This window comes from Pseudomonas sp. NPDC087346 (assembly GCF_044744235.1).
GTDB lineage: Bacteria > Pseudomonadota > Gammaproteobacteria > Pseudomonadales > Pseudomonadaceae > Aquipseudomonas.
In genome coordinates, this window is the sequence record NZ_JBIUXX010000009.1 from 114,631 (window position 1) to 133,223 (window position 18,593).

At 55.3% G+C, this 18,593-nt stretch carries 26 protein-coding genes, 1 tRNA gene and 1 pseudogene; 7 read left to right on the forward strand and 21 right to left on the reverse strand.

Translation table 11 applies throughout. From position 1 onward, the window contains the following. Window positions 1–65: 65 nt before the first annotated feature. The 3 genes and pseudogenes from ACIOZM_RS08055 to ACIOZM_RS08065 form a co-directional block, all read right to left on the reverse strand. Window positions 66–314: pseudogene (locus tag ACIOZM_RS08055) on the reverse strand (MFS transporter); the annotation flags it as partial. A 162-nt stretch (window positions 315–476) separates the two neighbouring features. Then, window positions 477–716 carry a YceK/YidQ family lipoprotein gene (locus ACIOZM_RS08060; protein ID WP_401211689.1) on the reverse strand — a complete coding sequence of 80 codons (240 nt, stop codon included), beginning with the start codon at window positions 714–716 and terminating at the stop codon, window positions 477–479. Window positions 717–849: 133 nt separating this feature from the next. After that, on the reverse strand, window positions 850–1,272 hold the full coding sequence (locus ACIOZM_RS08065; protein WP_401211692.1) for an RDD family protein: 423 nt from the start codon (window positions 1,270–1,272) through the stop codon (window positions 850–852). Window positions 1,273–1,612: 340 nt separating this feature from the next. Between ACIOZM_RS08065 and ACIOZM_RS08070 the strand changes: the two genes are divergently transcribed. After that, window positions 1,613–2,314 carry a hypothetical protein gene (locus ACIOZM_RS08070; RefSeq protein ID WP_401211694.1) on the forward strand — a complete coding sequence of 234 codons (702 nt, stop codon included), beginning with the start codon at window positions 1,613–1,615 and terminating at the stop codon, window positions 2,312–2,314. A 57-nt stretch (window positions 2,315–2,371) separates the two neighbouring features. Here the strand turns inward: ACIOZM_RS08070 and ACIOZM_RS08075 are convergent, their stop codons facing one another. Together ACIOZM_RS08075 and ACIOZM_RS08080 are read right to left on the reverse strand one after the other, a co-directional pair. Beyond that, window positions 2,372–2,800 (reverse strand): hypothetical protein, encoded by a 429-nt coding sequence (locus tag ACIOZM_RS08075; protein WP_401211697.1) that lies wholly within the window; start codon window positions 2,798–2,800, stop codon window positions 2,372–2,374. 322 nt (window positions 2,801–3,122) lie between these two features. Continuing rightward, on the reverse strand, window positions 3,123–3,590 hold the full coding sequence (locus ACIOZM_RS08080; RefSeq protein WP_401211699.1) for a hypothetical protein: 468 nt from the start codon (window positions 3,588–3,590) through the stop codon (window positions 3,123–3,125). An 81-nt stretch (window positions 3,591–3,671) separates the two neighbouring features. Here ACIOZM_RS08080 and ACIOZM_RS08085 point away from each other — a divergent pair, with 81 nt between their 5' ends. From ACIOZM_RS08085 to ACIOZM_RS08095, 3 genes are all read left to right on the forward strand, one after another. Continuing rightward, a complete protein-coding gene (locus tag ACIOZM_RS08085) occupies window positions 3,672–3,932 on the forward strand; it encodes a hypothetical protein (RefSeq protein ID WP_401211702.1) in 261 nt (86 codons plus the stop codon). A gap of 227 nt (window positions 3,933–4,159) precedes the next feature. After that, complete coding sequence (locus ACIOZM_RS08090) at window positions 4,160–4,573, forward strand: hypothetical protein (RefSeq protein ID WP_401211704.1); 414 nt, start codon at window positions 4,160–4,162, stop codon at window positions 4,571–4,573. Beyond that, window positions 4,495–5,622 (forward strand): tyrosine-type recombinase/integrase, encoded by a 1,128-nt coding sequence (locus ACIOZM_RS08095; protein WP_401211928.1) that lies wholly within the window; start codon window positions 4,495–4,497, stop codon window positions 5,620–5,622. Before ACIOZM_RS08090 ends, ACIOZM_RS08095 begins: the two co-directional genes overlap by 79 nt. Window positions 5,623–5,691: 69 nt before the next feature. Here ACIOZM_RS08095 and ACIOZM_RS08100 read toward each other — a convergent pair. Next, a tRNA-Pro gene (locus tag ACIOZM_RS08100) sits at window positions 5,692–5,760 on the reverse strand. Between the two features lie 171 nt (window positions 5,761–5,931). On the opposite strand from ACIOZM_RS08100, the gene ACIOZM_RS08105 reads away from it, so the two are divergent. Beyond that, entirely contained in the window at window positions 5,932–6,141 is a 210-nt protein-coding gene (locus tag ACIOZM_RS08105; protein WP_401211707.1) for a hypothetical protein, read from the forward strand. Between the two features lie 76 nt (window positions 6,142–6,217). Continuing rightward, window positions 6,218–6,544, forward strand: a complete 327-nt coding sequence (locus ACIOZM_RS08110) for a hypothetical protein (protein WP_401211710.1) — start codon at window positions 6,218–6,220, stop codon at window positions 6,542–6,544. On the opposite strand, the gene ACIOZM_RS08115 is transcribed toward ACIOZM_RS08110, so the two are convergent. The 11 genes from ACIOZM_RS08115 to ACIOZM_RS08165 all read right to left on the reverse strand — a co-directional run bounded on the left by ACIOZM_RS08115 (window position 6,516) and on the right by ACIOZM_RS08165 (window position 16,054). Next, a complete protein-coding gene (locus ACIOZM_RS08115; protein ID WP_401211931.1) occupies window positions 6,516–7,040 on the reverse strand; it encodes a lysis system i-spanin subunit Rz in 525 nt (174 codons plus the stop codon). The genes ACIOZM_RS08110 and ACIOZM_RS08115 overlap by 29 nt on opposite strands. Continuing rightward, window positions 7,040–7,573: a glycoside hydrolase family 19 protein gene (locus tag ACIOZM_RS08120; RefSeq protein WP_401211713.1), complete on the reverse strand. Its 534-nt coding sequence runs from the start codon at window positions 7,571–7,573 to the stop codon at window positions 7,040–7,042. Before ACIOZM_RS08120 ends, ACIOZM_RS08115 begins: the two co-directional genes overlap by 1 nt. 58 nt (window positions 7,574–7,631) lie before the next feature. Further along, window positions 7,632–7,907, reverse strand: a complete 276-nt coding sequence (locus tag ACIOZM_RS08125) for a tail fiber assembly protein (RefSeq protein WP_401211716.1) — start codon at window positions 7,905–7,907, stop codon at window positions 7,632–7,634. Continuing rightward, the gene (locus ACIOZM_RS08130) at window positions 7,904–8,215 is read right to left on the reverse strand and encodes a hypothetical protein (RefSeq protein ID WP_401211719.1); all 312 of its coding nucleotides are present in this window, start codon (window positions 8,213–8,215) and stop codon (window positions 7,904–7,906) included. Before ACIOZM_RS08130 ends, ACIOZM_RS08125 begins: the two co-directional genes overlap by 4 nt. Continuing rightward, on the reverse strand, window positions 8,215–9,177 hold the full coding sequence (locus ACIOZM_RS08135; RefSeq protein WP_401211722.1) for a hypothetical protein: 963 nt from the start codon (window positions 9,175–9,177) through the stop codon (window positions 8,215–8,217). Before ACIOZM_RS08135 ends, ACIOZM_RS08130 begins: the two co-directional genes overlap by 1 nt. A 63-nt stretch (window positions 9,178–9,240) precedes the next feature. Beyond that, window positions 9,241–9,966 carry a hypothetical protein gene (locus tag ACIOZM_RS08140; RefSeq protein WP_401211725.1) on the reverse strand — a complete coding sequence of 242 codons (726 nt, stop codon included), beginning with the start codon at window positions 9,964–9,966 and terminating at the stop codon, window positions 9,241–9,243. 304 nt (window positions 9,967–10,270) lie between these two features. Then, window positions 10,271–13,879 (reverse strand): host specificity protein J, encoded by a 3,609-nt coding sequence (locus ACIOZM_RS08145; RefSeq protein WP_401211728.1) that lies wholly within the window; start codon window positions 13,877–13,879, stop codon window positions 10,271–10,273. 59 nt (window positions 13,880–13,938) lie between these two features. Beyond that, window positions 13,939–14,550 (reverse strand): tail assembly protein, encoded by a 612-nt coding sequence (locus ACIOZM_RS08150; protein ID WP_401211730.1) that lies wholly within the window; start codon window positions 14,548–14,550, stop codon window positions 13,939–13,941. A gap of 55 nt (window positions 14,551–14,605) precedes the next feature. Further along, window positions 14,606–14,956, reverse strand: a complete 351-nt coding sequence (locus ACIOZM_RS08155) for a hypothetical protein (RefSeq protein ID WP_401211733.1) — start codon at window positions 14,954–14,956, stop codon at window positions 14,606–14,608. A 2-nt stretch (window positions 14,957–14,958) separates the two neighbouring features. Beyond that, window positions 14,959–15,285, reverse strand: a complete 327-nt coding sequence (locus ACIOZM_RS08160; protein WP_401211736.1) for a hypothetical protein — start codon at window positions 15,283–15,285, stop codon at window positions 14,959–14,961. A gap of 346 nt (window positions 15,286–15,631) precedes the next feature. Further along, window positions 15,632–16,054, reverse strand: a complete 423-nt coding sequence (locus ACIOZM_RS08165) for an RDD family protein (protein WP_401211739.1) — start codon at window positions 16,052–16,054, stop codon at window positions 15,632–15,634. Between the two features lie 253 nt (window positions 16,055–16,307). Between ACIOZM_RS08165 and ACIOZM_RS08170 the strand changes: the two genes are divergently transcribed. Next, window positions 16,308–16,571 (forward strand): hypothetical protein, encoded by a 264-nt coding sequence (locus ACIOZM_RS08170; RefSeq protein WP_401211741.1) that lies wholly within the window; start codon window positions 16,308–16,310, stop codon window positions 16,569–16,571. Here the strand turns inward: ACIOZM_RS08170 and ACIOZM_RS08175 are convergent. The 4 genes from ACIOZM_RS08175 to ACIOZM_RS08190 are packed head-to-tail and all read right to left on the reverse strand — an operon-like array spanning window position 16,561 to window position 18,592. Next, a complete protein-coding gene (locus tag ACIOZM_RS08175) occupies window positions 16,561–16,698 on the reverse strand; it encodes a hypothetical protein (protein ID WP_401211744.1) in 138 nt (45 codons plus the stop codon). The two genes, ACIOZM_RS08170 and ACIOZM_RS08175, sit on opposite strands and share 11 nt — an antisense overlap. A gap of 25 nt (window positions 16,699–16,723) precedes the next feature. Further along, complete coding sequence (locus ACIOZM_RS08180) at window positions 16,724–17,488, reverse strand: C40 family peptidase (protein ID WP_401211747.1); 765 nt, start codon at window positions 17,486–17,488, stop codon at window positions 16,724–16,726. A gap of 1 nt (window position 17,489) precedes the next feature. Next, on the reverse strand, window positions 17,490–18,242 hold the full coding sequence (locus ACIOZM_RS08185) for a phage minor tail protein L (RefSeq protein WP_401211750.1): 753 nt from the start codon (window positions 18,240–18,242) through the stop codon (window positions 17,490–17,492). Window positions 18,243–18,253: 11 nt separating this feature from the next. Continuing rightward, window positions 18,254–18,592, reverse strand: coding sequence for a phage tail protein (locus ACIOZM_RS08190; protein WP_401211753.1), 339 nt, complete (start codon window positions 18,590–18,592; stop codon window positions 18,254–18,256). Between the last annotated feature and the right edge of the window lies 1 nt (window position 18,593).

Consider the following 18,593-nt stretch of genomic DNA (forward strand, 5'->3'; position numbering starts at 1 on the left):
TGGAGCAGGCTTACATGAGGATCGGCCTGGCATCGCGAATTTGAGTGTTGTGCAGGCAGATGTCGTCATCGGTTGCCTCCCCCAAACCGTTGGCGAATTAGCGCCCAGAGGTCAGCGGCTTTGATGGCTCGGTTTATGGCCGCAAGCAGCGATCCGCCGAACGTGCCGAGCTGGAAGCTAACGCCGATGACGATGTTCGGCTCAGTCACGCCAAGGTAGGCGCTCACCATGCCAGTCAGGTAAACGGAACAGGCCAAGCCTGTAGTGAGAAAGGCTAGCCACGCTCGCCAATCGGTCAGGTCGTCTTTGTGCCAGCCAAAAGCGCGGCGTCCTTATGAGAGCACATCGGGGTGTGATCTGAGGCTAAGTCTCGGGCAGCGGATGTGCCAACCGGTCGCCTATAGGGCTACCCCTTTCGCCGAATGCCGGTTGAGCCCCGGCCAGATCACAGCTCGATGCGGACGCCTCTTAACAGCTTAAAGGTTGCAGCTGTATTGATATTCAAAAGGGAAAAAGACGGTGTCGACCACCAACGAAAATGGCGCGTCGATTAGTAAAAAGGGAATCAGTTTTCCATTGCTGGCGCCCACCGCCCACCAGTCGAACCGCACACCGATATAGGGGCATCGGTGCTTGTCGTAATCCATCCGCATAGCGGTTGCCGCACACCCACTCACACTGGCAATTAACACCAGAAAAATCGCCTTTCGAAACACGTAACATCCTTATTACTGCTTTGCGCTGATCTGGATAGACGCTGGCACCCCGCCAATCGCCACCGCCAAAGCCCCTATCAAAATCCGCATGATTCTTCCTCATCCTGAAAGGGGGTGACTGTAGCATTTGCTTTTACTTGGATCGGATCACTATCGTAGATGCGAGCATGTCACCAAGCCGTTTCCGTGAGCCAAAGAAAATAAATATCCAGTCAAGAATGCTCAGAAACGGCGTCGTGATGTTGCGCATAAAAGATTGATATAGATTGCAGCTAAGGTAGCTGCGCTCATCAATCACTGACATCCCCAGCAGCTTTTTACCCAAGCTTTGACCGTTGGGCATTGCATCGGAAAACAGGTAATACGCCGCACCTGAGCCTAAAGCCAAGATGCCAACCACGCTTGGTGGCAAACCAACAAACTCGGCTGTTAAACCTACGATGTAGAACAGAACGAAGGTGATTATTGAGTCAATCATTTGTCCTCCCCACCGCCGCCCCAGCCCGGCTAGGTTTTTGGGCTTCTGATACTCGCCTTGGGTATTGCTTACTTCCATGCGTTGCCACTCCGTTGGTATATGAATCAGAGAATATCGGCACCGCCCAAAAAATATTTAGCTCACCCCAAGCCGAAGCTCTGAACACGCTTGGGCCAAAGCATCAAATCAGCCTGTACGAATCCTCAGTAACACCCCACCGATCTCGGATAGTAGCCTTTAGCCTCCACGACGTAGCATTTCAAAGGATTACGCATGAATGGCGCCGCGCACGCCACGGATGACCTTTTCAAGCGCTATCCAAAGGGATAGTCAGGTCTTCAACGAGTAACCGTAAATAATTTGGAAGTCCACCCGCCTCGCACACAGCAGGGCATCAATTACTGCAAGGAAGTAAGGTATGACAAAGAAGACTTGTTTCGTGGTTATGGCAATTGGTGATCAGGAGTTCGACGGCCAGACGATTAGGCGTTCTGACCTTAGGAGCCGGTATGACGACCTAATCAGAGAGGCGCTTCTAAGAGCTCGGCCAGACCTGGATATTAAGCGCGCTGACGATATTTCCGCTCCGGGCACCATTACAACCGACATCGTCACGCGAATTATGCGCTCTGACTACGTCGTTGCAGATGTCACATACCCTAACCCCAACGTTTTTTACGAGCTTGGACTGCGTCACGCCAGTAAACCCGGAACCATCATCATCAAAGACTTGTCGGGTCCAAGAGCGCCTTTTGACATTTCTCATCTCCGCCACATTGGGTATGAACACTCACTGCCTGGGCTCAAGGTATTGGCTACAGAGTTATCCAAGTCATTCGCTCATTTCGAAGAGGATCCAGTACACACTGACAACCACTTTCTCGAAATCGCGAAGCTGACAAAATTTGAATTTCAAGATTATCGCAAGACCCCAGAAGCCCCTCCTGAAGTAGCCGCGATGATGGCAATTATGGGGTCACCTGAGCTCATTGACCTGTTCTCTAGAAGTCAGAATGGAGAAGAAGTAAATCCCGCAGAGCTAATCAAAGCCTTAGCATCCAATCCGGGCATGGCGGCACCACTTTTGACTGCGCTTTCCAACGCTGGTGTTTTTAAATGACTTAAATGCGGCCGACACATTCAAAAAAGCCCGCATCAGCGGGCTTTTTTTATGCCTTCAGAGGCAGTCGGACTTGCCTATCTGAAACTCAACTATCGGTGAGCTGGTTGAATCCTTGTACAGAAGGTTAATGGAAAGACCCGTTTTTACGAACTGTCCTAAACCTTTTTCATTGCAGAATGCAGAAACTGCAAGCGCTTTAGCGTCCTTGGTGAACTCATCGGTATCGATTTCGTCCTTCGCTACTTTTGTGAGTGTGTAAGAGATACGCATGACCTCATCGCTGTAGGTCACCGAGTCGATGCGAGTTGAGTCATCAGATGCTTTTCCGGACTGAACACTCATGATTAGCGCGAGACCTTTTAGCTGGCGTTCACGCTCCTGCATTTTCTCTTCCGGGGCTGTCTTCGCATGCCATACCTGTACCAAGATAAAGAGCAAAGTCATTGCCGAGAAAAATGTGATTATTCCGCGATTCTGTTTCAACTGAGATTACCGCAGCAAAAGGCCACTACTTATTTGACCATGCCGCTAGGAGCATCTCAAGCTTGCGGAGCTGCCGGTTACGTTTCCGGCGCCGAGTTCCACGGCCGTGTTCAATTCGCCAGCGCTCGATAACAACCGATTCTGTGATTTGATGCAGGTGGGCGGTCAACCACTACTGCAAGCGGCTGCGTGACATCTGTCAGCAGCGCAAGGAGGCGGCATGAGTACGGCACCGGTTAAATCACTGATTGACGAGCAGCTCGAAGACATCGAGCACAAGATCGCACTGCTCGGCTTACGACCGCGAAGCTATGCGTATCGGTCAGCACGATTGATCATTGATCGGTACGCCGCCCTCATCAACGCCGTACTTTTTGATTATCAGTTTTGCGGGAAGGAATTCGTGATCGGTAAGGTTCACCAATACTTCTGCTTCATCTGAGTTCAGTCGCTCACCTGGCTCGGCCCCAGCCGATATGCCAACAGCCTCAAGCATCTCGGTATCAGTCACATAGACCCATCCGGATTCCATTTTTCCACTAGTTGCAAACCTTCTGGCTTCTTCTTCAGATGTTGTAAATGAAACGTAGCTTGTTTGATAAGTATCACTGCAGATGTTGTGGAGATACTGCGCAGTGCTGGGTGAGCTACCAAGCTCTAAAGAATCAACCCCGAAGTTCGCATTGGCGTCGCCACACTCAACCTCCAGTTCAGCACGAAGGCCTTTGGGCTTGATCAAGCCACTGCAGTACGCATCAAGAATCGTGTTCACGCCTCTGTAAATCAACATCACGCCTCCAAGCCCAGTTCATGCCGGGCCGAACACAAATACCCCACTTCTACGAATCACGCCAGCCGGCGAGGATGCCCTATGTCCGCACAACAGAAATTGCCGCAGTTCATCCATGGCCAGCCGAGCATGGGCCTGCCGTTCGAAAAGGAACTGGTGGTTGACCTGTTCGCCGGCGGTGGCGGCGCCAGCACCGGTATCGCCCGGGCATACCGGGAGCCGGATGTGGCGGTAAGAAATCCACTCACGAAAGTCCGTCGAACCAACCTAGAACACGCATTGCTCTCGCATACGTTTTTTCATTCGCAAGAAATACCAACAGTAATAGACCGCTCCCAATGACGGTGAAAAGAACTCCACCCACTCCCTCGATGGCAATCAGAAATATACCCAACGCAAGGACTGCGGCGCCAAGAGCTCCCATCACCCTTCGACTCTGCTTCTGTTCGGGATACCTGCTGAACATCCATTTTCCTCCACATTAAGTAGCGCGTACACCAACTGTAGACCAGGTGCGACTACTCAATATCTACCCCCTTCTGCCGCCACGCGCGGTATGGAACATCACAATGGCAAACGCCACAGCGGCAAAGGCCAGCAGCATTCAACCGCGCTTTATCAGGTTTGGCGATGCTCCTGGATATCTCGGCATGTGCCGGGACGAATTCAACAAAACAGTGCGCCCTAGCGTCCGCGAATTCCCAATCGGGAAACAGGGCGTGGCCTTCGACCGGATCGAGCTTGACGAGTGGGCAGATGCCTATGTCGAGAGAAGGTCGGTTGAAAAGGCGGCGAATCAGGACAACAATCACCCCCGCAGCGAGCGCCAGGGTGAAGCCAAAGGAGGCAAACCATGGCGAGAAAAGCGATCTCCGGTCTCTACCAGAAAGGTGGAGTCTGGCAAATCGACAAGGTTTTCCGAGGTGAGCGACTTCGAGAAAGCACTGGAACTGGTGACAGGCAAGAAGCAGAGCAGTACCTGATTCACCGCCTTGAGCAGCTTCGGCAGCAAAAGGTGTATGGCGTACGCCGAACGAGAACTTGGGAAGAAGCGGCAACAAAGTTTCTGATCGAGAGCAAGGATCAGCCATCAATCAAGCTGACGGCGCACCATCTGAAGCACTTGCACCCTTATCTCAAAGACCTGCCATTGACGCATATCGATGACCAGGCACTTGAGCCGTTCGTGAAGGATCGTTTGAAGGGAATGCTATTGCCGTGCGGCAAGCAACTGAAGCCAGTAGCACCTCGCACGATAAACATTTCAATCGAACGGGTGATCCGGATTTTATCGCTTTGTGCAAGGAAGTGGCGGGACGAGGAGCGCAGGCCTTGGCTTGATTCGGTACCGATGCTGGCCAAGCTTGATTTGAAGAAAAAGGTTCGCGAGCCCTACCCCATGACATGGGAAGAGCAGTCGATCCTTTTCGGAGAGTTGCCAGCTCACTTGCAAACGATGGCCCTGTTCAAAGTGAACATAGGATGTCGCGAGCAAGAGGTCTGCAAGTTGAGGTGGGACTGGGAGATATCGGTGCCAGAGCTTGGCACCAGCGTGTTCCTGATACCGTCAGACTTCGGCGGCCGCAACGAGCGATCAGGCGTGAAGAACGGCGATGAGCGATTGGTCGTGCTCAACACTGTGGCGAAGTCGATCATCGACAAGCAGCGGGGCCTGAGCAAGGACTGGGTGTTCCCTTACAACGACACCGCGCTGCATCGCATGAACGACTCAGCTTGGAAAAAGGCACGGGTGAGAGCGGCAAAACTCTGGCAGGAGGAAAACCTTCGCCCCGCTCACCCTGGGTATGCATCCATCAGGGTGCACGATTTGAAGCACACGTTTGGCCGTCGCCTTCGGGCGGCAGGTGTCACGCAGGAAGACCGAAAGGCTTTGCTGGGACACAAGAACGGCAGCATCACCAGTCATTACTCGGGCGTCGAGCTCGGGCATCTGATTGAGGCTGCGAATATGGTATCAGCAACAGACTCACGCGGGCCGGTACTGACGATCCTGAAAAGGAAAACTGGATGAAGTCCCGAAAAACTCCCCACCAATGAAAAAGCCCAACTGGCTAGAGTTGGGCTAAGTCATTGAATTATATGGTCGGGACGGAGTGATTCGAACACTCGACCCCTAGCACCCCATGCAAGCGGACTGCTCTACAGCCCGCCAAACCAGAGGCTTCGCGCCGGGCGCTCGCTGCAACGATGCCCAACGGTGCGCAACCGAGTTTTACAAAGTCACTCGGAAAGTCACTGAGCCATTTTGGCACCTTCCCGGCGTCCTGCCGACCGAACACCAATCCCCTGCTACGCTGGATTCTTCCACGGAGGAAACCGCATGCCAAATTCAGATCTGCTCCCTTCCCTGCTTTTCAAAATCAACCAAAACCAGCTCGCACTCGAAGCCGCCATCATGGAACTCACCAAATGGGTCGAGGAGCGCGGCTCGGCAGACGTAGCCGAGAACGTTCGCGGCGCGCTCTACGTGATCGACCACAACGAAGAGTTCATCAAAATGAGCCTGGCTGTTTTGATGGCTCCTGACTGACATTTCGTCGCCTTACCCTCGCCCACCTGCTTCGCCTCGATTACTGTATATCCAAACAGTACAGGTAATCGCAGCAGTGGAACCGCTCTATATAGAAGACACCGACGACTGGCTCGGTACCCCGACGTCGCTCGAAACCTGCCAGCACCAGCTCAGGATGTACGAAAACGAATTTGAAGCCCTTACCCTGAAGCTTGAGCGAGCGCTGGCAAATATTGATGGGTTGGTTCGAGACAATGATGCGCTCACGCAGGAGAGAAATTCCCTCAGGGCAAACCTTCAGTACGCCGAAGGGGATTTACTGAGCGAAAAACGCAGATTTGCCGACGTCGAATACCAGCGGAACCATTTGTTCTATGAAAATCAGCGCCTGCTCAGGGATAAGCGTGAGCGGGAGAGCTAACAGCCTTCACATACGCCTGACACGCCTGCAGCGCAATCAATCCCCGGTCGCCGATGTCGGTGATGGCGATAATTCGTTGAGCATGCGCTGGGTCAAGTCGGGCGCGTACGGCTGCATGATCCACGCCGCCGGCGCTGGAGGTGGTTGGCACCCCGCAGCCTTTGGCAGCGTCGGTTGCATCGATGAGGACTGACAGCCGCAGATCAGAAGTGGCAAGGCGATCGCGCAGGCGATCTTGGTTCTTTTGAGCATCGCTCAGTTCCTTGTAGTGGGATTGTTCACTGGTCAACAGGCGCTGCTCCAATGCCAAGCGCTTGTTCTGCTCGGCCTGTTGCACGGCCGCCGCAGCCTGGGTCAACTGGTTGAGGGTGTCGGCGTGCAGCCGTTCCTGTTCTGCCAACTGCTCCCCGTAGCGCCAGTCCTGAAACTGCCAGGCGCTGCCGGCGCCGATCAAGACCAGCGCCAACACGCCGACCGCTTTCCACGGTACGGCGATCACGCCAGCACCGCCCGCGCACGCGACCAGATCTCCAGCCGATCCTGCAAGCCATTCAGACCGCCATTGATGCGGCGGCTGATCGTGTTGAACTGGTCACGATCAGCCAGGTCGTTCAGCCCATTCTGTTTCCAGAACCATGCCGCCGACATAGCGGCATGCTGTGGCAGCTCGAGCAGCTCGGGGAAGCTGATTAGGTCAAGGCCCAGTGCCTCGCCGCATTTGGCGTAGTTGGCTCGACCGGTGATCTGGATCAGGCCGCGACCACGGTACCTGGAGCCATCGCCTTTGATGGTGTTACCCAGATCGGCGCGACCTTCGTATCCCTTCTGCTGCGCCGTTGGCCCCCAAATCTCGCGCACGTATTGCAGTTGGCCAGACTCATGGCCGATCTGGGCAATGAATGCGGCGGCGCGTTTCGGGCCAACAATCTGGTAATGCTGCATGGCAGTGTTCAGAGCAGTAACAAAAACGCCCGCTTGGCTGCGGGCGTTCGGGAGGATCTGCAGCAACTGCTGCTGAGTGATAGGCATACGTTTCTCCAGGCAAAAAAATACCCGCTCGATGGCGGGTTGCAGCTGTTGTGGCAAATCAGTTCGGCGGTATTGGCCAGGTAACGTCAGTCGGGTAGCTAGGCTCCTCAGGCTGACGATTCAGCGCGACACGATATTTTTTCCACGCTTTCAACAGCGCGACCTCTTCCTCGGTGGCTTCGTCGATATCGACTGCATCTTGAAGCGGGGGTATCGCCTTATCAGCAATGGCGCGGCGGCGGGCGTTCTCGGCAACAACAGTGGCGAGAACCTGCTCTGCCGCCGCTTCTTCTTTCATGGACCTGGTTACGAGCTGGGACCAATCGATATTCATTCTTCAACCTCCGGCAACGGTTTTGGGAAGGCGACCGCGCCATCTGGGATATCAACAAGATCGGCTGGAAACGCCTGCTCCGGGCTGAAGTTGTCGGGAAGCGGAAGCAATAGAGTGAGAATAAGCTCGCCCTCAACGTTCTCTACAGCCCCGGCAAACCAGGGTGAGCTGATCGCAGACACAGGAAGATAATCGCCGTCGGCCATCTGCGAAAAATCAAAAGGCTCGCTATTGATCACAAGCACCTTCCCCGATCTGACTACTTGCAGCGTGTCGTCACGTCGCTGCGGTGAAAGTTTTATACGCATCAGAACCATCTCCCGATTGCAAAAGCGAAAACAGTGAGGGCGCCTGAAGACGATGCAGGGTAAATCCCTACGAATTCAGCTGAGGAAATGCTGGTCGTTCGCGAGTTGATCGAGAATTGCGCTGAGTTACCATTTGTGCCTCCCACGTAAGGCGATGCGCCGACAAATGCAACTGGGTAAAACCATCCTGTAGCCGTCGGAGAGATAAACAACGCACCAAACGACGCAGTGGTTCCCGCCACAGTCAGCGGGGGTGACAGGCAAAGCATTACTCCAGAAGCGAGCTTGAAAGCCGTCCCGTTGGCGTTTGTTACTGCCTGCATAACATCGCCGGTAGGAATACCACCGGATTGCGATACCGTTCCGAGAATAGCTGCGATGGCGGCAGTGCCAAGTCCTAGTCCTACGCGCGCTGACGCCTGATCCGTACCACCAGTGCCTCCCTTCGTCACGGGCACAGTATTTTCAACTGCTACAGATCCAAGCCCCAGCCCCGCACGTGCACTTGCCTGATCCGTGCCACCAGTGCCTCCCTTCGTCACCGGGATTACATTTTCAGTCGCCGCAGATCCAAGCCCGAGCCCGGCGCGCCCATCCGCCTGATCGACACCGCCCGTCCCACCTTTGCTGACGGGAAGAACATCGTAGTTGCCGGTAGTGCCGAGCGCGGCGAGAGTTGGACCCCACTGCAGATTGATATTGTTGAACGCGTCCGCCAGTGCTTTTGGATACCCCTGCACCGGCATGATGGCGTAAGCGACACCGCTGGCTGTCGGCCCCTTATAAGCGGGAATGATTGAAATGACGGTTGCGCTAGCGACATTACCGATCTCGTAGCTAATCCCGTCCGGTCCAATGAATGCGTCACCTGTTCGCGAATTTGCAGCGAAGTCCGCGTTGGTACCGACAACCGTCGTTGATCCGCTGGTGACCGCGACGGTCCCGCCTCTAAGCCATGGCATAGATGTTTCCTAAATTTGGTCAATAAAAAACCCGCACTTGGCGGGCCGGTATTAGTTGTCTGCTCACAGCGGGTGCATGGGTCTCGCGGCAAAAGTAGTCCTACCGCTCTTCGCGGTACCGCCCTCCGAACTCACCATTGCGCCGACGTAGCCATTCAGCGTTGTCCGAACACCCGCATGAAAGCCACACGGTGTGGCGAGCGTTGTGTTGCCGTTGTAGATTTTTCCGCCGAGTAATGTGGAAGCTAAAAAATAGTCCTCGTAAGAGCCCGTCCAAGGCATTTGGCATCCGCTCCAGTAAATCCCCGACACCTCGCCGCCCCGGTTGTCCAGTGACCAGCCTTCATTGATCGGAAGCCCGGTCATCACCAGCAGGTTGTCAGCCCCGACAAAGATCTGCTCGCCGGCCGCATTGCGCAGGCGCAGGTCGTATTCGTTGGGTGGTGAAGTCGAACGAAATGTTGCTACCAGCCAGCGACCACTGCAATCAGAGCTATTGAACGGGGCCATCAGATGCAGCCTGAAGTAGAAGCCCGTCCAGTTTCCCGGCCCGCCCATCTGCACGAGCGAGTGGTACATGCCCTGGTTATATGGATTCAAGAAGACATGCGGGGCATCAGCGGTCGTTATGGGTGACGGGTAAGTGATGATCGCTTGCGTGATGGTTACCGGTGCGGTCGGAGGCTTCCCAATCGCATAAGTGCCGGACGCAGCCACATTCAGCACTCGGTTTTCGCTATCGATCTGAAAGAAGTTCTGGCCGTTGCGCGACCTGAATCCGTAGTCCATGCCTCCTCCTATTGGTAGGTCAGGATAAAAACGTTGAGCACCATCCCCTGTCCACGCCGAACTCTAAGCTGCCCTGCCGACCAGAACACAGCTGGCAGGGACGCGTTCTCGTTGGTAGGGTCAGGCAGAGTCACGCACACGAACGACTGTGCGCTGATTTCCGGCATGCTTATAAAGCTTGTGAAGTCGCTGGTGATGGGCGGGACGGTGACTTGCCTTGTCACAATCGACCGGACTGTCATGGTCGAAGATTCAAGCGTTACAACTCCCGCCGCGTTTCTTGTTCTCGCACCGTAGTAGTCCATTACGTCATCTTCCCGAGAGCAGCGCGCTCGATGTAGTTCAGGTCATACACGTAGATCCCGTTGTTGTTCAGCAGTGTGTAGCCGGTGCTGGACTGACCACGAAGTGTGAACGTCCCGGCGGGAATGTTGATTTCCAGCAGAGGGAGCCCTTGCGAGTTGAGCGCGGCAGAACGCAGCGTCATCCCGAGAACCAGTTCCTTGATGAACGCCTGACTGATGATCGCTGTGTTCATGAACACCTGGCCGCCCTGAACAACGAAAGGCGCAATAATCTGCCCGCTGACCTCGTCCAGAATCGCGAAGCGCTGAGCGAACGCGAGAATCTGCGACTCCTGCGTCTCGCCTTCTACGCCAATGGCCAGACCTGCCATCACCGTCCTGCCACCCACTGTGGTGGACGTCTTGATGGTAGTGAGCGCGGACACCTTGCCGTTAAGTCCAGAAACGGCCGTACTGGCAAACTCGGCTTTCGCTGTGGCGTTATTGGCCGTAGCCGATATCGTTTCGATTTTCTGCGCCGTGGCCTCCTTGTCTGTGGCGACCGCAGACTCAAGGATGGTGAGATTGGCGGCATTCTTCCCTACAGCAGCGTCAATAGTGGTGATGCGAGTCGCCGATGCCAGGTTCTCTTCAGCTCTCACCTTGTCGTTCGTAACGATACTCGCGGTGCTTTGATAGGCGTTCAGCGCTTCATTCATCGCGCCTGTGCCGTCATCCTCTCGCCATGCAGCTTGCAGTGCCTGCATCGTCGACGCTTGCGCCGTGACCTTGCCGTCGATGGTTTCGATCTGCATCGAATGTGTCTGGATTTGCAAAGCCATGGCATTGGTGGTTTCGGCAATCGTGCCCATGTCGTACCAGAACACGGGATCGGGCGGCGCGGCGCCTACCGGAACAGCCTTGATGGCCGAGAACAGACGCCCATCGAGTCGCACCACCTCGCCTTTTCCGTACGGCTTCGCTGGGTCATAAATCATCGCATCGGTGATTTCGCCTATCAGGTCTTCCAGCTCCTTTTTGGCTTCCTCAAGCCGCTCATTGACCGAGCCTTCACCATCGCCAGAGATCTTGCCGATCTCTTTCAGTAGCTGCTCGCCCAGCGCTGACTCCTGAATCTTGCCGAGGAAGTATTTCTCATACTCGGACTGGTCGATGCTGACTTGTCCGTTGACACCATTCACGACTGGATACCACGGTCCGACGTTACCGATGCGATCCACCAGCCTGCCCCAGAAGAACAGGCTGGTACCCGGAACGACGTTCTGCATTTCGTGATTCGATTGCGGGTAGGCGAAATCCGCCAACTTCACAGCGGTAGCCAGATCGTTGACCTTGTTGTTCCAGATTTCGGTTCGTTGAGTGTCTTCCGCACCAGGTGGGAACCCCCAATCAAGCCCGATGCCATAAATCTTGCTGATTGTTTTGAGATACGCCAGCGCCGGTGGCAGTCCCTGCTTACCGCTGAGGTTGGTCAGAATCGAGTTGCGCCAGATCGACGAGATGTCGAAGGCGCTCACCGCGCGGACGCGAGCCACGTAAGCGCCAGCATAAATGCCAACCACGTCAACGTTGGTCATGCCGGTGCGTTGCAGCTTGATCCAGTTGCCGCTGTCCTTGCGCCATTCCACGTCATAACCGACCGCGCCATCCACGGCAGGCCAACTGATGGTCATGGTGGCCACCGCCAGCCCCTGCGCAACAGACGAAGTCGACGACAGGGATACGCTCACCGGCGCCGGAACCACAGTGATCGGAATCACGCTGATCGGACGTTCTTCCAGTCGTGCACCGGTATCGATGTGCGCAAACTTGCTCGGGTCGTACTGGACGGCCGAGATTTCAAACACGCCCGGCTCCGGCCGAGAAACTGCTGTAACTCGATACAGCGGTACAGCCAGATCGTCTGCATCCAGCGCCCAAACAAGTTCGACCTCAGGGGCTACCGAGTAATTGGCCGTGACAGTGATCGCGCGGCCCGAAACCGACTGCACGGTGCGCCCTTCGCAGGTGCCGTTCGGTAAATTGAGGATCAACCGATCACCAGCCTTGGCTTGAGTGTCGCGATCCAGTTTGATGGTGCGTCCAGCGACTTCCGAAATACGCCCGCCGATGGGGCGGCCGGCAAGTAACTCATCAGCCACGGGGATGACATATCCCGGCAGCGGAATTCGACCATCAAGCCCGACTTTGAAAGTGATTGCGCGGTCGCGGGAGTTGGTGAGTAGCGCCCACTTACCGCGGCGCTGCGCCTCCGATTCGCGGGTACAGCCAATTGCGCTGATCTCCAGAGGGTTGTCACCATAACGGCGCTGAAGCTTAGGGTCAGTCACAGCGGTGACATCGGTGTCGTAGTTGTTCGCCGGATTGTCGTAGCTGATCAGGGCACGGCTGTAGCGGGTGCGCTCCGATGCGCTCGAGTAGGTGAACTTGCCGTCAATCACGTTCGCCCTGGTGTAAGCGAAGTCAAAGTCGGTGGCGCGCGGCATATCCGAAAGCGAAAAAACTTGGCCTTGGGCCCAGTAGGTCATGCCTCGGTAAATCGCCGAGATGTCGCGCAGCAGCGACCAGGCGTCGGCCTTGCCCTGCAAGTTCAAGCTGCAAAGGAAACGAGGTTCTTGGCCACCCTTCCCATCCGGCACCAACTGGTCGCAATACTGGGCTATCCGGTACAGCTCCCACTTGTCGACTTGCCACGGTTTGATCCGCCGGCCAAGGCCGAAGCGGTCACTGACGGTGATGTCGTAAGTCATCCACGCAGGATTATCCGACCAAGCCTGCTTGAAAGTGCCGTCCCAAATTCCGGTATAGCTTCGTGTCTCGGGGTTGTAGTTGCTCGGTACTGGCAGCTTTTTCAGCAGGGTGTCGACAGTCACTGCCGGAATGTTACGGAACTGCTCGGCCGAGAATTCGATGTAGAGCAGCGCGGTGTTCGGGTACCGCAGCTTCGCGTCGATCACCTCGGTGAAGCCGGCGATGTTCATCGTGTCGGCGATTTTGTTGGGGTTGTTCTGATTGGGAGTGATGCGGGTCACGCGTATCAGCCAACCGCTTGCAGCGGCGGGCAAATCAATACGGCGAGTACGCTCATAAGTGCTTCCGCTTTTTCCGTCGACCGCCTCACTCAGCACCTGCTGATATGTCCCGCCATCGGTGGAAAGCTCGACCTTGTACTCAATCCGGTAGCCATTCACGTTGCCGCTTGCATCGACGGCTTGAAGCATTGGCCAAGAAAAGCGCAGCCGCACTGCCGACAGTTCGGTGTTGGTAATCGCACGAACCCAAGGCGTGCCGCTACGCAGCTCAATGCCAAGGGTGGTTTCGTTCTCTACCGACGGAATGCCTTGGATGTAATCCTGCTCAATCGACCCGTTGCGATACTCGAACTTCACGTTCGGGAAGTTCATGTTTCCTTGCGGATCTTGCAGTGGCGTGTTGTCGAGGTAGATGTCCTGCGCGGTCGGATTGCCGGCAAACTCCCCTTCGCCCATTGCGATAAGGATCTTCGCCATTGCCACGGAGCGCAGGCTATCCGGCGCCTCAGTAGGCGTTTTTGGCTTGCTGCTGCCGCCCTTCTCGCCGTGAATGTCCATTTGCAGAGCTGCGCCCATGCTTTCCTCCAGGCAATAAAAAACCGCCTCTTGGGCGGCTGTGGTGTTGGTTTGTTTCGCTACATCTGGTCTTCGGCGTAGATCGCGGCGCTGATGATTGCTCCGCCTACACGGCGCTTGCCGTAACAGAGCGGGACCGGATTGCCGGACGCCGTAGTGTTCTTGGCGCTGCCGAAGGCGTAGCCGGGAGTGTTTTCGGGTGATGCGCTCGTTTTCAATCCCTTTGCCGCCGGACTGAGCATTTGAATCACGCCTCCGATGGCCATCGATGCGCCCATCGTGATCAGTGCAGAGCCGAAGGGAGCGCCAGCACCGAAGGTCCCGCCAGTGATAACAAGTCCGACAACGATCAACACGGCGCCGATAATTGTTTGAAGTCCGCCAGCCTTCTTGCTGCCAGTGATGATCGGCGCGATCCGAATCTCCCCCTCGCCAGCGAAACCCAACTCTGACTCACCGATGTTTGTTTTGCCTCGAAAGACGGCAAACTCGATTCCGCGTGACTTTGCGTTGGAAAGAAATCTTTCAAAGCCAGGTATCTGAACGCACAGAGCCTTGATGGCTTCAGCGGGTGTCCTCACCGAAAGTCGGAAAGACCGACCGAACTGGCGAAGCTGCCCATAAAGCAAGATGGTTGTCATGGGCTGATAATTGATTGCCAGTGCGGACATGCTTTTCTCCATGCAATAAAAAACCCGCCGTAGCGGGTTTTGAAATAGGTTTCGATCAAAGGCAGCTTTGCAAAGCGCTCAGCCGCTTTGCGGATATCCAGTTGTTCAGCACCGCGTAATACTTGGCTACCGCACCGGATGCACCGGGTTGAATGTCGACGAAATACTCTGACCCGGCCGTGAAAACGGTGTAGCCGCTGTCGCGCCCGGGTTGAAGCGTCGCTTCAGGGGTTACCCCGAACAGGGATTGATTTTGCCATTCGTAGTGAATGCATTGAGCGACTGCCTTGTCAGACTTTTTCGAATACAAAATCTTGTCTGGGCCTTTCTGCCTGGCTTCGTTCATCGTCGGCGCCATGCACCCCGCCAATAACGCTACTGCAAACGCACCTATCAAAATCCGCATATTTAATCCTCATGGTCTCGCGCGTCGAAGCTGAAGAAATAGAACGAAATTTTCTCGTCCTCAATATCTCTCAGCTCGTATCGGATTCTATCGAGACCATCGTCGATGCGAGTCACGACGAGGCCCATGAATTGGGTAAGCCCGCCACCGAAGCCGCTTAGGCTCAGTGAGCTGACATCATGAAATACAGCCGTTACACCCTCGGTTTCTGGATCTTCCGAGGAAGACATAGTCAGCGTGAGGCTGTACTTGAAATCCACCATTTCAATGGTCATCGAAGCTACGCAATTGTGCTCGAAAAAGAGTTCGTTTAAGCGGGACAGCTCCATTTACGACTCCGATTGCAAATCCGCTGCGCGCGCAGCGCTACTACTCCAAATACCAGTTCCAAGTGCGCTTGTGGTTTCAAGTCAGGGATCGACCTTCTCATCGAAAACTATCTGATACTGTTTTCTACCAGTGCCCTCAAGTAGGTCTTTCAGAGCCTGGGCTCGACGGTCTAAGCAAGCTTTAAAACCTGAGCTTTCAGGGGGGCCGAAATCTAAGCAAGGATCACGATTATCAAGTGGTTGTCTCTTGTGGGTGCACCCCAACAGGAGCGCCACCGCCAAAGCCCCTATCAAAATCCGCATGATTCTTCCTCGTCCTGAAAGGGGGTGACTGTAGCATTTGCTTTTACTTGGATCGGATCACTATCGTAGATGCGAGCATGTCACCAAGCCGTTTCCGTGAGCCAAAGAAAATAAATATCCAGTCAAGAATGCTCAGAAACGGCGTCGTGATGTTGCGCATAAAAGATTGATATAGATTGCAGCTAAGGTAGCTGCGCTCATCAATCACTGACATCCCCAGCAGCTTTTTACCCAAGCTTTGACCGTTGGGCATTGCATCGGAAAACAGGTAATACGCCGCACCTGAGCCTAAAGCCAAGATGCCCACCACGCTTGGTGGAAAACCAACAAACTTGGCTGTTAAACCTACGATGTAGAACAGAACGAAGGTGATTATTGAGTCAATCATTTGTCCTCCCCACCGCCGCCCCAGCCCGGCTAGGTTTTTGGGCTTCTGATACTCGCCTTGGGTATTGCTTACTTCCATGCGTTGCCACTCCGTTGGTATATGAATCAGAGAATATCGGCACCGCCCAAAAAATATTTAGCTCACCCCAAGCCGAAGCTCTGAACACGCTTGGGCCAAAGCATCAAATCAGCCTGTACGAATCCCCAGTAACGCCCCACCTTCCTCCGTAGTAGCCTCCTCCCCCCACGCAACGGATTCCCCAGTCCTTTGCCTGCAAGCCCAAGGACTGGGATTGCGCCAATTTCGGCGCGTTATGACCTAGGAGGTCAATGTGAGTAACCCTGAAATGAACCCGCTGGACGCTGCGCTGAATCAGATCAATAACACTCTGCTAGCGCTCAGTCACTTCGCTGCACAGCTTGATTCTAAAATGCTTGAGGCCTATCTAGGAGCGGCTGTGCTTGCCTCTCGCGAGCAGGGCAGTGGTGACAATATCGTTTATGAAATCTACAAAAAAGCTCTTCCAGGAAGACCGTTGCCAACAACGCTTTCTTCCGAAGAGTTCGCTAGAAAAGTGAAAGAATCTAAGTCTTAATCTCGGCTTGATTGATTGTCGCCTTTTCTACCGTGGCAACGGATAGAAAAAGGCGGCCATCTTTACTGAGCATCCACAATGGCTTGCCATTCTTATCTTTTGCAGCACTTGCAACATAATCGGTCATCGATAACTCCAGCGGCTGCGCCGCGTCATGTGGTTGGTTTTGCATCTTTGTGCCTGAGGATCAGGCGCGCGCGATCGAGCCATGGCCCACCGAAGACAATGACTTCCGAAGGCCTGCCGTACAGGTGGTGTAACAGGAACGGGCCGGGGCCAAAGGTCGCCGCGTCCTCGCCGGGAAGTGCCGGATCGGCGCCGAGGAAGATACCCGCGTGGTTCGGATAAACCGTCCGCCCTACTTCCATCACGATCATGTCGCCGTGCTGCGGTTGATCTACGCGGTAGAAGCCGGCGGCCTCGTAGTTCGCTTCGTACAGGCTGGTGTTTTCCTTGCGCTCCCACCAGCCATCGGCACGCTTGAAGGCTTCAAACTCCAGACCCCACTCGCGCCTGTACCAATCGGCGCAGACCTGCCAGCAGTCCCACGCGCCGTGCACAAACGGACGCTTCAGCAGCGGCACTTCGCCAGTCGGGACGATGGTGCGCAGATCGCCCTCGGGCCAGCTCAGGATATGCCAGGGCATGGCCGTCGCTTCGCACATGGCGAGGTCGCGGGGCGATGGTCTGCTGGTCGCGTCCGGATGCGAATGAACCACACCAATCACCTCGCCTACATCTTCTGCCGACGCGTACTCCTCAGGATCGATGCGGAACTCCTCATTCGGTTCGGTGGAGATATTCACGCACGGGTAATACTGCTGCTTGCGTCCAATGACCAGCAAAAGCCCGCAGCACTCTTTCGGGTACTCGGCCGCCGCGTGCGCCTGAATCACGCTCAAAATGTGCTTTCGCATGTCAGCTCCGTGCGATCAAGGAAACGGCAGGGAATCCGCCGTGTGGAAGTTGGTTGTTCTGGCCAAAGCGCAACTTGCAGGACTTCAAGCCCCCCTTGCACTCGTCCTTGCTGGGGTCGTCGACGGGATTGTCGTCGTCATCAAACATCGCCCCGCCGGTGTACCCGCAGTTCGGCCCGCGATATCCGCCGGTCATAGCCCAGTGACAAAAGGTCGTCATCTGCCGCCCGGGCAACCCGTGGTTGTCGATCTCACCCGGGGATGAAAGCTCCCACTGCACAACCTCGCCGTCCTCACCGGTTTTCTGATCGATGAACCAGATCTCCAGCGCCTCTTGCGTGGGGTCGGCGGTCGGGTTGCCCTCGGGAAAGTTCGCAGCATCCAGGTACTGGGCCAGCGTCTCGCGCACAGTCAGTTGAAACTTCAGCAAGTCATCGAAGGCCAGGCAAAGCGCGGTGATTCGCCCATTGACGTTGCCAGCCATGAAAGTCGGCCGGGTGGCGCTGCCATTACTGTCCGCGCCGATACCCTCAATCTGAACCGGCCACGCCGCATACTCATTGCCTTGCCAGAAGATCGACTTTGCTGGCAGCTCTTCAACTGAGCCTTCATAAGCGAGCAGTTCTTCCGGCGCATGTGGGATTGAGTGAGCATGGAAGCGCAGAAAGTCCGCGCCATATTCAGTGCCGTCAATTTCAAAAAGGCGAATCTCGCCGCCGGGCTCCAGCTTCTGGATGTCCGTGATCAGTGCCATGCGGCGTTACCTCAGGGGTGAAAGGTTTGTTCGAATGTGGTGGTCAGCGTGTAAACCGATCCGCCTTTGTGTGACGGCTGAAAGCCGGTGCATTTGTAGAGACCAAGCTCGCCGAGCGGCGGCGTCCACAAGAACGCTTTCGCACCCTTATGACGACGAAGAAAGGCAATGATGTTTTTGATCCTTGCCGAACTCCCGGTATAGCTGACAGGCCATGACTGCTGCTCGTTGTTGATGCCGTCAGAGACAGATTGGCCGTAACCATCACCGAACTGTTTTGTTCGGGTGCGCTGCTTGATATCTCCAGTCGCCCCCTTCTCCGTCTGCCAGGTGAATCGCTCAATTGCCATA

Bases quoted from the DNA above. Each gene is read 5' to 3' on its own strand.
- ACIOZM_RS08065 (WP_401211692.1), bottom strand. From the start codon at position 1,272: ATGGAAGTAAGCAATACCCAAGGCGAGTATCAGAAGCCCAAAAACCTA.
- ACIOZM_RS08070 (WP_401211694.1), top strand. From the start codon at position 1,613: ATGACAAAGAAGACTTGTTTCGTGGTTATGGCAATTGGTGATCAGGAG.
- ACIOZM_RS08080 (WP_401211699.1), bottom strand. From the start codon at position 3,590: ATGTTGATTTACAGAGGCGTGAACACGATTCTTGATGCGTACTGCAGT.
- ACIOZM_RS08085 (WP_401211702.1), top strand. From the start codon at position 3,672: ATGTCCGCACAACAGAAATTGCCGCAGTTCATCCATGGCCAGCCGAGC.
- ACIOZM_RS08090 (WP_401211704.1), top strand. From the start codon at position 4,160: ATGGCAAACGCCACAGCGGCAAAGGCCAGCAGCATTCAACCGCGCTTT.
- ACIOZM_RS08105 (WP_401211707.1), top strand. From the start codon at position 5,932: ATGCCAAATTCAGATCTGCTCCCTTCCCTGCTTTTCAAAATCAACCAA.
- ACIOZM_RS08120 (WP_401211713.1), bottom strand. From the start codon at position 7,573: ATGCCTATCACTCAGCAGCAGTTGCTGCAGATCCTCCCGAACGCCCGC.
- ACIOZM_RS08125 (WP_401211716.1), bottom strand. From the start codon at position 7,907: ATGAATATCGATTGGTCCCAGCTCGTAACCAGGTCCATGAAAGAAGAA.
- ACIOZM_RS08130 (WP_401211719.1), bottom strand. From the start codon at position 8,215: ATGCGTATAAAACTTTCACCGCAGCGACGTGACGACACGCTGCAAGTA.
- ACIOZM_RS08135 (WP_401211722.1), bottom strand. From the start codon at position 9,177: ATGCCATGGCTTAGAGGCGGGACCGTCGCGGTCACCAGCGGATCAACG.
- ACIOZM_RS08140 (WP_401211725.1), bottom strand. From the start codon at position 9,966: ATGGACTACGGATTCAGGTCGCGCAACGGCCAGAACTTCTTTCAGATC.
- ACIOZM_RS08145 (WP_401211728.1), bottom strand. From the start codon at position 13,879: ATGGGCGCAGCTCTGCAAATGGACATTCACGGCGAGAAGGGCGGCAGC.
- ACIOZM_RS08150 (WP_401211730.1), bottom strand. From the start codon at position 14,550: ATGTCCGCACTGGCAATCAATTATCAGCCCATGACAACCATCTTGCTT.
- ACIOZM_RS08155 (WP_401211733.1), bottom strand. From the start codon at position 14,956: ATGCGGATTTTGATAGGTGCGTTTGCAGTAGCGTTATTGGCGGGGTGC.
- ACIOZM_RS08160 (WP_401211736.1), bottom strand. From the start codon at position 15,285: ATGGAGCTGTCCCGCTTAAACGAACTCTTTTTCGAGCACAATTGCGTA.
- ACIOZM_RS08165 (WP_401211739.1), bottom strand. From the start codon at position 16,054: ATGGAAGTAAGCAATACCCAAGGCGAGTATCAGAAGCCCAAAAACCTA.
- ACIOZM_RS08175 (WP_401211744.1), bottom strand. From the start codon at position 16,698: ATGACCGATTATGTTGCAAGTGCTGCAAAAGATAAGAATGGCAAGCCA.
- ACIOZM_RS08180 (WP_401211747.1), bottom strand. From the start codon at position 17,488: ATGCGAAAGCACATTTTGAGCGTGATTCAGGCGCACGCGGCGGCCGAG.
- ACIOZM_RS08185 (WP_401211750.1), bottom strand. From the start codon at position 18,242: ATGGCACTGATCACGGACATCCAGAAGCTGGAGCCCGGCGGCGAGATT.
- ACIOZM_RS08190 (WP_401211753.1), bottom strand. From the start codon at position 18,592: ATGGCAATTGAGCGATTCACCTGGCAGACGGAGAAGGGGGCGACTGGA.